The organism is Enterobacter sp. RHBSTW-00318, assembly GCF_014101375.1.
Taxonomy (GTDB): domain Bacteria; phylum Pseudomonadota; class Gammaproteobacteria; order Enterobacterales; family Enterobacteriaceae; genus Enterobacter; species Enterobacter ludwigii.
This window is the reverse complement of record NZ_JABXQH010000001.1, coordinates 3012264-3026180: the sequence shown is the minus strand read 5'-3', so window position 1 is coordinate 3026180 and position 13917 is coordinate 3012264. Positions and strand designations below refer to the sequence as shown.

8 protein-coding genes, 4 tRNA genes, 3 rRNA genes and 1 riboswitch are annotated in these 13917 nt (G+C 53.1%); of the genes, 3 read left to right on the top strand and 12 right to left on the bottom strand.

Annotated features, from left to right (window positions below):
• Positions 1–62: 62 nt before the first annotated feature.
• Positions 63–1583 carry a YifB family Mg chelatase-like AAA ATPase gene (locus HV157_RS14995; RefSeq protein ID WP_182268672.1) on the top strand — a complete coding sequence of 507 codons (1521 nt, stop codon included), beginning with the start codon at positions 63–65 and terminating at the stop codon, positions 1581–1583.
• 27 nt (positions 1584–1610) lie between these two features.
• On the opposite strand, the gene HV157_RS14990 is transcribed toward HV157_RS14995, so the two are convergent.
• Positions 1611–1949: a DUF413 domain-containing protein gene (locus HV157_RS14990; RefSeq protein ID WP_014172168.1), complete on the bottom strand. Its 339-nt coding sequence runs from the start codon at positions 1947–1949 to the stop codon at positions 1611–1613.
• 118 nt (positions 1950–2067) lie between these two features.
• On the opposite strand from HV157_RS14990, the gene hdfR reads away from it, so the two are divergent.
• Complete coding sequence (gene hdfR / locus HV157_RS14985; RefSeq protein ID WP_014172169.1) at positions 2068–2889, top strand: HTH-type transcriptional regulator HdfR; 822 nt, start codon at positions 2068–2070, stop codon at positions 2887–2889.
• Positions 2890–2986: 97 nt separating this feature from the next.
• Here hdfR and HV157_RS14980 read toward each other — a convergent pair.
• From HV157_RS14980 to btuB, 9 genes are all read right to left on the bottom strand, one after another.
• Positions 2987–3062: transfer RNA gene (locus HV157_RS14980), tRNA-Trp, on the bottom strand.
• A 53-nt stretch (positions 3063–3115) separates the two neighbouring features.
• Positions 3116–3192, bottom strand: a tRNA-Asp gene (locus tag HV157_RS14975).
• Positions 3193–3247: 55 nt separating this feature from the next.
• Positions 3248–3363 (bottom strand): 5S ribosomal RNA (rrf, locus tag HV157_RS14970).
• A gap of 63 nt (positions 3364–3426) precedes the next feature.
• Positions 3427–6332 (bottom strand): 23S ribosomal RNA (locus HV157_RS14965).
• A 180-nt stretch (positions 6333–6512) separates the two neighbouring features.
• A tRNA-Ala gene (locus HV157_RS14960) sits at positions 6513–6588 on the bottom strand.
• A gap of 38 nt (positions 6589–6626) precedes the next feature.
• Positions 6627–6703, bottom strand: a tRNA-Ile gene (locus HV157_RS14955).
• A gap of 70 nt (positions 6704–6773) precedes the next feature.
• Positions 6774–8313 (bottom strand): 16S ribosomal RNA (locus HV157_RS14950).
• Together the 16S, 23S and 5S rRNA genes with 4 tRNA genes alongside form the textbook arrangement of a ribosomal RNA operon.
• A gap of 384 nt (positions 8314–8697) precedes the next feature.
• Complete coding sequence (gene murI / locus HV157_RS14945; protein ID WP_020883936.1) at positions 8698–9549, bottom strand: glutamate racemase; 852 nt, start codon at positions 9547–9549, stop codon at positions 8698–8700.
• Positions 9494–11341, bottom strand: a complete 1848-nt coding sequence (btuB, locus tag HV157_RS14940) for a TonB-dependent vitamin B12 receptor BtuB (protein ID WP_182269173.1) — start codon at positions 11339–11341, stop codon at positions 9494–9496. Before btuB ends, murI begins: the two co-directional genes overlap by 56 nt.
• Before the next feature lie 65 nt (positions 11342–11406).
• A riboswitch (cobalamin riboswitch) is annotated at positions 11407–11583 on the bottom strand.
• Positions 11584–11687: 104 nt separating this feature from the next.
• Here btuB and trmA point away from each other — a divergent pair.
• Complete coding sequence (gene trmA / locus HV157_RS14935; RefSeq protein WP_182269172.1) at positions 11688–12788, top strand: tRNA (uridine(54)-C5)-methyltransferase TrmA; 1101 nt, start codon at positions 11688–11690, stop codon at positions 12786–12788.
• A 41-nt stretch (positions 12789–12829) separates the two neighbouring features.
• On the opposite strand, the gene HV157_RS14930 is transcribed toward trmA, so the two are convergent.
• Together HV157_RS14930 and fabR are read right to left on the bottom strand one after the other, a co-directional pair.
• Positions 12830–13189, bottom strand: coding sequence for a YijD family membrane protein (locus HV157_RS14930; RefSeq protein WP_020883939.1), 360 nt, complete (start codon positions 13187–13189; stop codon positions 12830–12832).
• Positions 13190–13198: 9 nt separating this feature from the next.
• Complete coding sequence (gene fabR / locus HV157_RS14925; protein ID WP_008501784.1) at positions 13199–13837, bottom strand: HTH-type transcriptional repressor FabR; 639 nt, start codon at positions 13835–13837, stop codon at positions 13199–13201.
• Positions 13838–13917 lie beyond the last annotated feature (80 nt).

Genomic DNA, 13917 nt, shown 5'->3' with positions numbered 1-13917 from the left:
CGCTAAATGTTGCTAAACATGCATATCGGTCACGGGCATAGTCATCTCCTGAGGAGGTGCTTATGTCACTGTCAGTTGTTTATACCCGAGCGGCCATTGGAGTAAAAGCACCGCTTATTTCGGTAGAAGTTCATCTCAGCAACGGGCTGCCCGGGCTGACGCTGGTTGGATTGCCGGAGACCACGGTAAAGGAAGCCAGAGATCGGGTGCGCAGTGCGATTATTAATAGCGGTTATACCTTTCCGGCAAAGAAAATCACCATCAACCTTGCGCCTGCAGACTTGCCTAAAGAGGGAGGGCGATATGATTTACCTATCGCTATAGCGCTCCTCGCCGCCTCTGAGCAGCTTAACAGCAGCAGACTAGGCGCATATGAGTTCATCGGTGAACTGGCGCTCACAGGCGCGCTGAGGGGCGTTCCTGGTGCCATCTCGGGTGCGCTGGAGGCCATTCGCGCTGGTCGACAAATCATTGTTGCCAATGAAAATGGTGCAGAAGTGAGCCTGATAGCCGAGAGAGGATGTCTGCTAGCCGGGCATTTACAGGAAGTGTGCGCGTATCTTGAGGGGCGACATGTGCTGTCAGAGCCGGAAGAATCAGGCGATCCCCTGGCAGAAAGCCCGGACGATCTGAGCGATATTTACGGCCAGGAGCAGGGGAAGCGGGCGCTGGAGATCACCGCTGCCGGCGGACATAACCTGTTGCTGATTGGCCCACCGGGTACAGGAAAAACGATGCTGGCGAGCAGGTTGAATGGTTTACTGCCTCCACTTAATAACCATGAAGCGCTGGAAAGCGCGGCGATATTTAGTCTGGTGAGTTCCGTGTCATTGCAAAAACAGTGGCGACGTCGCCCGTTTCGCTCTCCGCACCACAGTGCCTCACTGGCGGCCATGGTCGGCGGTGGCACCATACCAGGGCCGGGAGAGATCTCTCTGGCGCACAACGGCATCCTGTTTCTGGATGAACTGCCTGAATTTGAACGCCGCGTTCTGGATGCGCTGAGGGAGCCCATCGAATCGGGTGAGATCCATATCTCCCGTGCACGCGCCAAAATAAGCTATCCCGCGCGGTTCCAGCTGGTAGCGGCAATGAACCCCAGCCCATCGGGCCATTATCAGGGAAACCACAATCGCTCCACGCCTGAACAGACGCTACGCTACCTGGGGAAGTTATCTGGTCCTTTCCTGGATCGTTTCGATTTGTCGCTGGAAATCCCCTTGCCTCCTCCCGGCCTGCTCAGCCAGAGCAGCGCCAGAGGAGAGAGTACGGTGGAGGTTCGCGAGCGGGTTATCGCCGCGCAGGCCCGGCAGTATATGCGTCAACATAAGCTGAATGCCCGTCTGGATAACGCTGAGATTCGGCAGTTTTGTCCTCTTAAGACTGAAGATTCATGCTGGCTGGAGGATACGTTGACGCGCTTTGGGCTTTCCATTCGCGCATGGCAGCGTCTTATAAAAGTCGCCCGCACCATCGCCGATGTGGAAAAGTGCCCTGACATTGAGAGGCGGCATCTGCAGGAAGCGTTAAGCTATCGTGCGATCGATCGCTTGCTCCTGCACCTGCAAAAGTTACTGGCATAAAAAAAGGGGCCACAGCCCCTTTTCTTGTTAGTCGTCAGACTCAGTGTAGTCTTCAGCACCTTCCATCTGCGGCTTACCGCCAGACAGCGTATGGAAACGCTTTGGACGCTTAATGCGTGCCATATACTTGATCCATACACGTTCTGCTTCAGACTGTGGCTCACGCTCGCCACGGCAGACTGCGACAAACTGTTTTTCGTCTTCAGTTGCAGGCTCACGTTTACCCAGATCCAGCTCGTTAAAGGCATAACCATGACGCTCAAGCATCTGCGCCTCTTTGATGGTGAAATCGCCGTGACGAGAGAACCCGCGTGGATAATTTTTATTGTCGAAAAAACGATTAGTCGTCGTAAAGCTTTCCGCCATCCTACACGCTCCTAATTCTTTGGCCGAGCTATTTATGGCGCGGAGTATTAGTTACGCTTGACAGAGTGTAAAACAAAACATTTAAATCATAACGACAAATTATTTTGCGGAGAAAGATGTGGATACGGAATTGCTAAAAACTTTCCTGGAAGTGAGCAGAACGCGCCACTTTGGGCGAGCAGCGGAAGCCCTTTACCTGACGCAGTCAGCGGTCAGTTTTCGTATTCGACAGCTGGAAAATCAACTGGGTGTGAATCTTTTTACCCGCCACCGCAACAACATACGCCTCACGCCAGCCGGTGAAAAACTGCTGCCGTATGCAGAGACCCTGATGAACACCTGGCAGGCGGCACGTAAAGAGGTTGCGCACACCTCGAGGCATAACGAGTTCTCCATTGGGGCCAGCGCATCGTTGTGGGAATGTATGCTCAGTCAGTGGCTTACCCGGCTCTACCCTTCCCACAACCATTTGCAATTTGAAGCGCGGATTGCGCAACGTCAGTCGCTCGTTAAGCAACTGCACGAGCGCCAGCTGGATCTTCTGATCACGACCGAAGCCCCCAAAATGGACGAATTTAGCAGCCAGATTGTTGGCCAGTTTGGCCTTGCGCTTTATGCCTCCGAGCCTTCAATGATGAAAGCCGACCTGACCTATCTGCGTCTGGAGTGGGGGCCAGATTTCCAGCAACACGAGGCGGGATTGATTGCTCCGGATGATGTGCCACAGTTAACAACCAGCTCTGCGGAGATCGCCTGTCAGCAGCTCTCCTTGCTGAAGGGGTGCACCTGGTTACCTGTTCGCTGGGCAGACACGAAACCCGGGTTGCATACCGTTGTGGACTCCACCACGCTTTCCAGACCGCTGTATGCCATCTGGCTCCAGAACAGCGATAAGCAATCGCAGATAAAAGATCTTCTAAAAATTAATATTATGGATTGATGCATGCGCCAGCAGAAATGCTGGCTGCAACGTCTGAAGAGGGGACTCGGCGTCTTTCAGGCAAAAAAAATCCTTTGCCGAAGCAAAGGATTATATATGGCAGGGGCGGAGAGACTCGAACTCGCGACACCCGGTTTTGGAGACCGGTGCTCTACCAACTGAGCTACGCCCCTAAAGTCTTTTGCCATTAAGCCTGTCGGGTAGGCAGGCTTAATGTCTTAATAAGTGGCGGAACGGACGGGACTCGAACCCGCGACCCCCTGCGTGACAGGCAGGTATTCTAACCGACTGAACTACCGCTCCACCGAAGACTGCTGTAACCACCGGATTTATGCACCGGCTTACTACGTAATTTGATGCCTGGCAGTTCCCTACTCTCACATGGGGAGACCCCACACTACCATCGGCGCTACGGCGTTTCACTTCTGAGTTCGGCATGGGGTCAGGTGGGACCACCGCGCTAAAGCCGCCAGGCAAATTCTGTAATCTGTATCAGCTGAAAATCGTCTCTCATCGCCAAAACACCTTCGGCGTTGTAAGGTTAAGCCTCACGGTTCATTAGTATCGGTTAGCTCAACGCATCGCTGCGCTTACACACCCGACCTATCAACGTCGTAGTCTTCAACGTTCCTTCAGGAGACTTAAAGTCTCAGGGAGAACTCATCTCGGGGCAAGTTTCGTGCTTAGATGCTTTCAGCACTTATCTCTTCCGCATTTAGCTACCGGGCAGTGCCATTGGCATGACAACCCGAACACCAGTGATGCGTCCACTCCGGTCCTCTCGTACTAGGAGCAGCCCCCCTCAATTCTCCAGCGCCCACGGCAGATAGGGACCGAACTGTCTCACGACGTTCTAAACCCAGCTCGCGTACCACTTTAAATGGCGAACAGCCATACCCTTGGGACCTACTTCAGCCCCAGGATGTGATGAGCCGACATCGAGGTGCCAAACACCGCCGTCGATATGAACTCTTGGGCGGTATCAGCCTGTTATCCCCGGAGTACCTTTTATCCGTTGAGCGATGGCCCTTCCATTCAGAACCACCGGATCACTATGACCTGCTTTCGCACCTGCTCGAGCCGTCACTCTCGCAGTCAAGCTAGCTTATGCCATTGCACTAACCTCCTGATGTCCGACCAGGATTAGCTAACCTTCGTGCTCCTCCGTTACTCTTTGGGAGGAGACCGCCCCAGTCAAACTACCCACCAGACACTGTCCGCAACCCGGATTACGGGTCTACGTTAGAACACCAGCCATTAAAGGGTGGTATTTCAAGGTTGGCTCCACGCAGACTGGCGTCCACGCTTCAAAGCCTCCCACCTATCCTACACATCAAGGACCAGTGTTCAGTGTCAAGCTATAGTAAAGGTTCACGGGGTCTTTCCGTCTTGCCGCGGGTACACTGCATCTTCACAGCGAGTTCAATTTCACTGAGTCTCGGGTGGAGACAGCCTGGCCATCATTACGCCATTCGTGCAGGTCGGAACTTACCCGACAAGGAATTTCGCTACCTTAGGACCGTTATAGTTACGGCCGCCGTTTACCGGGGCTTCGATCAAGAGCTTCGCGTTACCGCTAACCCCATCAATTAACCTTCCGGCACCGGGCAGGCGTCACACCGTATACGTCCACTTTCGTGTTTGCACAGTGCTGTGTTTTTAATAAACAGTTGCAGCCAGCTGGTATCTTCGACTGATTTCAGCTCCACCCGCAGGGGCTTCACCTACATATCAGCGTGCCTTCTCCCGAAGTTACGGCACCATTTTGCCTAGTTCCTTCACCCGAGTTCTCTCAAGCGCCTTGGTATTCTCTACCTGACCACCTGTGTCGGTTTGGGGTACGATTTGATGTTACCTGATGCTTAGAGGCTTTTCCTGGAAGCAGGGCATTTGTTACTTCAGCACCGTAGTGCCTCGTCATCACACCTCAGCGTTAACAAGGAACCGGATTTACCTGGAACCTCCGCCTACATGCTTAAACCGGGACAACCGTCGCCCGGCTAACATAGCCTTCTCCGTCCCCCCTTCGCAGTAACACCAAGTACAGGAATATTAACCTGTTTCCCATCGACTACGCCTTTCGGCCTCGCCTTAGGGGTCGACTCACCCTGCCCCGATTAACGTTGGACAGGAACCCTTGGTCTTCCGGCGAGCGGGCTTTTCACCCGCTTTATCGTTACTTATGTCAGCATTCGCACTTCTGATACCTCCAGCACCCCTCACAGGACACCTTCAACGGCTTACAGAACGCTCCCCTACCCAACAACACATAGTGTCGCTGCCGCAGCTTCGGTGCATGGTTTAGCCCCGTTACATCTTCCGCGCAGGCCGACTCGACCAGTGAGCTATTACGCTTTCTTTAAATGATGGCTGCTTCTAAGCCAACATCCTGGCTGTCTGTGCCTTCCCACATCGTTTCCCACTTAACCATGACTTTGGGACCTTAGCTGGCGGTCTGGGTTGTTTCCCTCTTCACGACGGACGTTAGCACCCGCCGTGTGTCTCCCGTGATAACATTCTTCGGTATTCGTAGTTTGCATCGGGTTGGTAAGCCGGGATGGCCCCCTAGCCGAAACAGTGCTCTACCCCCGAAGATGAGTTCACGAGGCGCTACCTAAATAGCTTTCGGGGAGAACCAGCTATCTCCCGGTTTGATTGGCCTTTCACCCCCAGCCACAAGTCATCCGCTAATTTTTCAACATTAGTCGGTTCGGTCCTCCAGTTAGTGTTACCCAACCTTCAACCTGCCCATGGCTAGATCACCGGGTTTCGGGTCTATACCCTGCAACTTAACGCCCAGTTAAGACTCGGTTTCCCTTCGGCTCCCCTATACGGTTAACCTTGCTACAGAATATAAGTCGCTGACCCATTATACAAAAGGTACGCAGTCACCCCATAAAAGAGGCTCCCACTGCTTGTACGTACACGGTTTCAGGTTCTTTTTCACTCCCCTCGCCGGGGTTCTTTTCGCCTTTCCCTCACGGTACTGGTTCACTATCGGTCAGTCAGGAGTATTTAGCCTTGGAGGATGGTCCCCCCATATTCAGACAGGATACCACGTGTCCCGCCCTACTCTTCGAGTTCACAGCCTGTGTGCTTTCGTGTACGGGACTGTCACCCTGTACCGTGCGACTTTCCAGACGCTTCCACTAACACACAAGCTGATTCAGACTCTGGGCTGCTCCCCGTTCGCTCGCCGCTACTGGGGGAATCTCGGTTGATTTCTTTTCCTCGGGGTACTTAGATGTTTCAGTTCCCCCGGTTCGCCTCGTTAACCTATGTATTCAGTTAACGATAGTGTGTCGGAACACACTGGGTTTCCCCATTCGGACATCGCCGGGTCAAAGGTTCATATCACCTCGCCGGCGCTTTTCGCAGATTAGCACGTCCTTCATCGCCTCTGACTGCCAGGGCATCCACCGTGTACGCTTAGTCGCTTAACCTCACAACCCGAAGATGTTTCTTTCGATTCATCACCGGTTTGCGAAAATTTGAGAGACTCGAACACACATAACATGTGTGTCGTTTCAATTTTCAGCTTGATCCAGATTTTTAAAGAGCAAAACTTCGCAGTGCACCTTTTCAGGTTCACTCTGAAGTTTTCTTGTTTTCGCAGTAAAAGATGGTGGAGCTATGCGGGATCGAACCGCAGACCTCCTGCGTGCAAAGCAGGCGCTCTCCCAGCTGAGCTATAGCCCCATCGTATGACCAACCTCTTCAAATCTGCATGACAGATTTGGTAGGCCTGAGTGGACTTGAACCACCGACCTCACCCTTATCAGGGGTGCGCTCTAACCACCTGAGCTACAAGCCTGTAGAGGTTTTTTACTGCTGTTTTTCATCAGACAATCTGTGTGAGCACTACAAAGGCAGGTTCTTTAAGGTAAGGAGGTGATCCAACCGCAGGTTCCCCTACGGTTACCTTGTTACGACTTCACCCCAGTCATGAATCACAAAGTGGTAAGCGCCCTCCCGAAGGTTAAGCTACCTACTTCTTTTGCAACCCACTCCCATGGTGTGACGGGCGGTGTGTACAAGGCCCGGGAACGTATTCACCGTAGCATTCTGATCTACGATTACTAGCGATTCCGACTTCATGGAGTCGAGTTGCAGACTCCAATCCGGACTACGACGCACTTTATGAGGTCCGCTTGCTCTCGCGAGTTCGCTTCTCTTTGTATGCGCCATTGTAGCACGTGTGTAGCCCTACTCGTAAGGGCCATGATGACTTGACGTCATCCCCACCTTCCTCCAGTTTATCACTGGCAGTCTCCTTTGAGTTCCCGGCCGGACCGCTGGCAACAAAGGATAAGGGTTGCGCTCGTTGCGGGACTTAACCCAACATTTCACAACACGAGCTGACGACAGCCATGCAGCACCTGTCTCAGAGTTCCCGAAGGCACCAATCCATCTCTGGAAAGTTCTCTGGATGTCAAGAGTAGGTAAGGTTCTTCGCGTTGCATCGAATTAAACCACATGCTCCACCGCTTGTGCGGGCCCCCGTCAATTCATTTGAGTTTTAACCTTGCGGCCGTACTCCCCAGGCGGTCGACTTAACGCGTTAGCTCCGGAAGCCACGCCTCAAGGGCACAACCTCCAAGTCGACATCGTTTACGGCGTGGACTACCAGGGTATCTAATCCTGTTTGCTCCCCACGCTTTCGCACCTGAGCGTCAGTCTTTGTCCAGGGGGCCGCCTTCGCCACCGGTATTCCTCCAGATCTCTACGCATTTCACCGCTACACCTGGAATTCTACCCCCCTCTACAAGACTCTAGCCTGCCAGTTTCGAATGCAGTTCCCAGGTTGAGCCCGGGGATTTCACATCCGACTTGACAGACCGCCTGCGTGCGCTTTACGCCCAGTAATTCCGATTAACGCTTGCACCCTCCGTATTACCGCGGCTGCTGGCACGGAGTTAGCCGGTGCTTCTTCTGCGGGTAACGTCAATTGCTGCGGTTATTAACCACAACACCTTCCTCCCCGCTGAAAGTACTTTACAACCCGAAGGCCTTCTTCATACACGCGGCATGGCTGCATCAGGCTTGCGCCCATTGTGCAATATTCCCCACTGCTGCCTCCCGTAGGAGTCTGGACCGTGTCTCAGTTCCAGTGTGGCTGGTCATCCTCTCAGACCAGCTAGGGATCGTCGCCTAGGTGAGCCGTTACCCCACCTACTAGCTAATCCCATCTGGGCACATCTGATGGCAAGAGGCCCGAAGGTCCCCCTCTTTGGTCTTGCGACGTTATGCGGTATTAGCTACCGTTTCCAGTAGTTATCCCCCTCCATCAGGCAGTTTCCCAGACATTACTCACCCGTCCGCCACTCGTCACCCGAGAGCAAGCTCTCTGTGCTACCGTTCGACTTGCATGTGTTAGGCCTGCCGCCAGCGTTCAATCTGAGCCATGATCAAACTCTTCAATTTAAGTTTGATGCTCGTGAATTAAACTTCGTAATGAATTACGTATGTTCACTCAGAGACTTTGGTATTCATTTAGTGTCCGAAGACATTAAGAATCCATGTCACTTTGAGTGCCCACACAGATTGTCTGATAAATTGTTAAAGAGCAGTTGCGACGCGGCTTACAGCTCACCGTCGCGAGGTGGCGTATATTACGCTTTCCTCATTCAGAGTCAAGCATTTATTTTTGCTTTTCTCTGTTGGTGTTCATCTCTGAACCCCGCTAACCCGGCGGCTTGCAAGCCGTTGTTCCGTGTCAGTGGAGGCGCATTATAGGGAGTTCTCAGACGTTGACAACCCCTCTTTTAAAAAAAACGTTCAACCGTCTCTTTTTTGCTCAAAATCGTGCTACAGCGCCAGTTTTTCGAGCGTTTCAAAGCCATAACGGCGTAAAACGGGCAAAAGTTGCTCGGTCTCATTAGTGATGGCCATACAAAAAGCGATGTTTGCATCGGCAGATTTTGCATCCGGAGCTTCATGTTCCAGCAACCAGGCCGTACGTCGGGCTATAGCCGCCCCCGAATCCACCAGCCGCGTGCCCTCAGGCAGAACTTCTAATAACTCTTCCTGTAATAGAGGGAAATGGGTGCACCCCAGCACAACGGTGTCCGGTGGCTCCGGCATCCGCAGCCACGGGCGGAGAATACGGCGCAACTCTTCGAGCGGCACTGCCTTTCCGTGCAGCTTCGCTTCGGCGATCTCGACCAGTTCCGCCGAACCGAGCATCGCAATCTGGCATTCGTTGGCAAAGCGGTCGATTAACTCGCGCGTATAAGGTCGCTTCACCGTGCCTCGCGTTGCCAGTAAACCAACAATGCCGTTTGCCGTCAGACGCGCGGCAGGCTTTATTGCAGGAACAACGCCCACAACCGGGAACTGGAATTTTTCGCGCAATGCAGGAAGCGATACTGTACTGGCCGTGTTACAGGCGATGACCGCCAGCGAGAGGGGATAACGCTTTTGTACCGCGGTGACGATTTCAACCACACGCTCAACAATAAAGTCTTCACTCTTTTCCCCATACGGGAACGCGACGTTATCAAAGGCGTAAATGTAATGGAGATCCGGCAGCAGATGTCGGATCTCATCATAGACCGAAAGCCCACCGACGCCGGAATCAAATACCAGCACGGTGGGACGCGGATTAGAAGGTGTAGCTGCCAGACAAGGTGTATTCCCGTCCTGCAGTTTGGTAGCCATAAACTGTCTCGTAATCTTTGTCGAACAGGTTGGCTATTTTACCACGAACTGTAAGGTGAGAGGTGACAGGATATGAAACTGCGACATCCCACAGGCTTACGCCGCCCATTTTCACCTTTTCAGACGGGTAGGTACCAAAGTCAGTGTCGTAACGTGTTCCCAGGTAGTGGTAAGTCAGGCTCCAGTCGAATTCATAGACCTGCGTATCAAGCTGATACTTCACCTGCTGCTTAGCCCGGCGATCCAATAGCTGGTTTGTTACCGCATTGCGTGCATCCACGTAATCGTAACCGACCGTATGAGTCAGTGGACCTGTATCAAAGGACGCTGTGGCTTCAACCCCTTTAATACGCGCCTTGCCTACGTTGTAGTATTCCTGAAGGTTGTTATTAAAGTCGATCAGGTTATCAACGTCATTGCGATAGGCCGATACGCGCCAGTTTACGCCAGCCGTCAGGCCTTCGAACGCGCCTTCCCACTGTTTACTCTCCTCAGGATCAAGATGGTCGTTGCCATAGAAACCATACAACTGCCCGAGGTTGGGTGCTTTATAGGCAGTGCCATACGAGGCAATGAATCGATAACCTTCAATGAACTCCCAGCCCGCACTGCTCTGCCAGGTGCCATGGCGACCAAACTGAGAGTTATCGTCGCTACGCGCTGCCCCTTCCAGGGTAAAGTCGCCAAACTGCTGCAGCGCAGTCAGGTAGACGCCGGTGTTACGCAGGTCATAGCCGTTTGTGACATAGCTTGTTCCTGGTTCGGTGCTCTGCTTCTGCCAGTCGACACCTGCGCCAATATTGCCATGGCCCACCTCAACGGAGTTGGTCCACTGCACGTTGTACTGTTTGATCTCATCCAGCGTGGCATTGGAATCATAACGTCCCAGATGCGGGTCGTAGTTATAATCTTTGCTGTGGCTATAGCTGGTGAGAAGTTGTGAATGGACGATGTCATTATTAAAGCGCAGTCCAGCGTCCCAGGTCTGGCTATAGAGCTGGCGAGTATCAACCAAAACATCAGGCGTAAATGAACTGTAATAGCCGTCATAGGCGGTACGGTTGCTGTAGCCATAGCCGCGAACGAACCCGCTCCACTGATCAGAGAAAGCATGCTCCAGCGCACCGTAGAGGGTTTTATTCATAAAGCCGTCACGATCGGTCTGAGCCAGACCACCGTTGTTGCCATCCGCAACCACGTCAAAGCCTTTGGTATAGGTATAATCACCCGCCAGCGTCACGCGTGTGCTGTCACCCAGGGTTTGCTGGGTGCTGCCGCCGTAATTTTGGTAGCCATGCGAGCCTACGCCCGCATTCAACGTCGTGCCGTCCTTTGCGCGGGTAGTAATAATGTTCACTACGCCACCAATCGCATCAGAACCATAGACTGCAGAGCGTGGCCCGCGAATATATTCAATGCGCTGCACCAGGGCGATCGGGAATTGGCTGAGATCGGACGACCCCGTTACCCCAGCCTGGTTAAGACGGATCCCGTCGACAAGAATAAGAACATGACTGGAATTAGTTCCCCGAATAAAAAGAGAGGAAAGTTGCCCCATTCCGCCGTTTTGGGCGGTATCCACGCCAGGCAAGCGACGCATAACGTCAATGACGGTGTTTGCCTGCCAGCGATCAATATCCTCGCGCGTCACCACAGACGTTGGTGCAAAAACGGTATTAACAGGTTGCTCAAAACGGTTTGCTGTCACCACCAACGAGTCGGCGCTATCCTGCGCCCAGCCCGAAAATGCCGTGACGGACAACGCCGTCAACAGCGATACTTTTTTAATCATTGTTAAAGCATCCACAATATAAGAAGGATGCCGCAGGCTTCATCTATAGCACGCGATGACGAAACCAAATGCGACGTGATCCCGGCAGGTCTTCGGGCTAGGTGGCGTTTTGCGGATGAAGACTTCCCATTTTCACAGTGTCTACAATTCTCATCCCGCCAGTCTTTACCGCTGCGCGTCAGCTCCAGATTTTCACTGGATTCCCTTTTCACTCTCAGGAGACCGGAAACAGAATGCTACAATTAGACACGTATAGATGTCCAGATAGCTATTGGCCATTAAATCTGGACATCCACTGCACAATCCCTACAATCCCCGCGTAATTCTTTATCACTCAGGACGCATCATGACCCCCGAACACCTCCCAACAGAACAGTACGACGCACAGCTGGCAGAGAAAGTTGTCCGCCTGCAAAGTATGATGACGCCTTTCAACGCGCCCGTTCCTGAGGTGTTCCGCTCGCCCGTTAGCCACTACCGCATGCGTGCGGAATTCCGCATCTGGCACGACGTTGACGACCTGTACCACATCATTTTCGATCAGCAGACGAAGTCCCGCATTCGGGTGGACAGTTTCCCGGCGGCGAGTGAACTCATCAACCAGCTCATGACGCTGATGATCGACGGCGTACGCAACAACCCTGTGCTGCGCCACAAGCTGTTCCAGATTGATTATCTGACCACACAAAGCAACCAGGCGATCGTCTCTCTGCTGTATCACAAAGCGCTGAATGACGAATGGCGCGAGCAGGCAGAAGCGCTGCGCGATGCCCTGCGCGCGCAGAACATCAATGTTCACCTGATTGGTCGTGCAACAAAAACCAAAATCATGCTGGATCAGGATTTCATCGACGAACGTCTGTCGGTGGCGGGAAAAGAGATGGTGTACCGCCAGGTTGAGAACAGCTTTACCCAGCCAAACGCAGCAATGAACGTACAGATGCTGGACTGGGCGCTGAAGGCGACCGAAGGGTCAAAGGGCGATCTGCTAGAGCTGTACTGCGGGAACGGCAACTTCTCCCTGGCGCTGGCGCGTAACTTTGAGCGCGTCCTGGCGACGGAGATTGCCAAGCCGTCCGTTGCCGCTGCACAGTACAACATTGCCGCCAATCACATCGACAATGTGCAGATCATTCGTATGTCTGCAGAAGAGTTCACGCAGGCCATGAATGGCGTACGCCAGTTTAATCGCCTGGAGGGGATCGATCTGAAGAGTTACCAGTGTGAGACGATTTTTGTCGATCCGCCGCGCAGTGGCCTGGACAGCGAAACCGAGAAGATGGTGCAGGCGTACCCGCGTATTTTGTACATATCCTGTAACCCGGAAACGCTGTGCAAGAACCTCGAAACATTAAGCCAGACGCACAATGTTGAACGTCTGGCTCTCTTCGATCAGTTCCCGTATACGCACCATATGGAGTGCGGCGTACTTCTTACCGCGAAGTAACGTGATGGCAGGCAGGTCAACCTGCCTGCCATCACACTCTCTTACTCCGGCAGCTCGTGCTTGCGGCTACGCATGCGCGAGCCAATCCAGAACACCAGTGCCACAGAAAGTACCGCCGGCAGGAAGTTAGAACCGATATCCGGATACTCTGCACGCACCACGGTGCTATACAGCAACACGCCAAGAATAAAGCAGGCCGCGGCCAGCCCAGGCAACCCGACCGGCATGGTGCGGTTCAGGTAACGCTGATGCAGACAGTACACCGTCAGCACCAGCGCAATGAGCGGGAAAATAGAAAATGGAACGATCGAGCTGAACACAGCCGCAAACGTGCCATTAATTGATAAGCCAGCGATCAATGCCAGCAACAGCGTACCCTTATCCTGACCTGACTGTTTCATTACTCACCTTCACTCTTCGGTTTGATGTGCCAGTTTCTCTTGTTCACGGCGATACCAGTAGTACGCGCCTTTGGAGATCATCCTGAGCTGTAATACCAGTCGCTCTTCGAGCTGCTTGCGTTGTTCGATGCTGACATCCAGCGCTTCGGCACCCGCGCTGAAAACAATCGTCACCATCGCCTCAGCCTGTGCTTCAGTGAACGCACGCGGCATATGGTTTTCGAGTTCAAGATAGTCGGCAAGTTCCGCGATAAAATGCTGAATTTCACGCGCCACAGCGGCACGGAACGCGGCTGATGTTCCGGAACGTTCCCGCAACAGCAGGCGAAACGCGTTGGGGTTATTGCCAATAAATTCCATAAAGGTCGACACAGAGGTGCGGATCACGCTCCCCCCTTTAGCGATACGCTGCCGCGCCTGGCGCATAAGCTGACGCAGCATCAGCCCGCTCTCGTCGACCATGGTCAGACCCAGCTCATCCACATCACGGAAATGACGATAGAAGGACGTTGGCGCAATCCCGGCCTCGCGCGCAACTTCACGCAGGCTTAAACTGGCAAAACTACGCTCGGCACTCAGTTGACTGAATGCGGCTTCCACCAGCGAACGCCGGGTTTTCTCTTTTTGTTGTGCTCTTACGCCCATCACGATAGTTGAATCCTTCCAAAGGCCTGATGGCACTATACCAGAGAATAAAATTAATCTGTTTGCCTGGGTTTGTGAATGAT

Coding starts and splice junctions, on each gene's coding strand:
- HV157_RS14995 (WP_182268672.1), top strand. CDS start 63: ATGTCACTGTCAGTTGTTTATACCCGAGCGGCCATTGGAGTAAAAGCA.
- HV157_RS14930 (WP_020883939.1), bottom strand. CDS start 13,189: ATGAAACAGTCAGGTCAGGATAAGGGTACGCTGTTGCTGGCATTGATC.
- trmA (WP_182269172.1), top strand. CDS start 11,688: ATGACCCCCGAACACCTCCCAACAGAACAGTACGACGCACAGCTGGCA.
- murI (WP_020883936.1), bottom strand. CDS start 9,549: ATGGCTACCAAACTGCAGGACGGGAATACACCTTGTCTGGCAGCTACA.
- HV157_RS14990 (WP_014172168.1), bottom strand. CDS start 1,949: ATGGCGGAAAGCTTTACGACGACTAATCGTTTTTTCGACAATAAAAAT.
- btuB (WP_182269173.1), bottom strand. CDS start 11,341: ATGATTAAAAAAGTATCGCTGTTGACGGCGTTGTCCGTCACGGCATTT.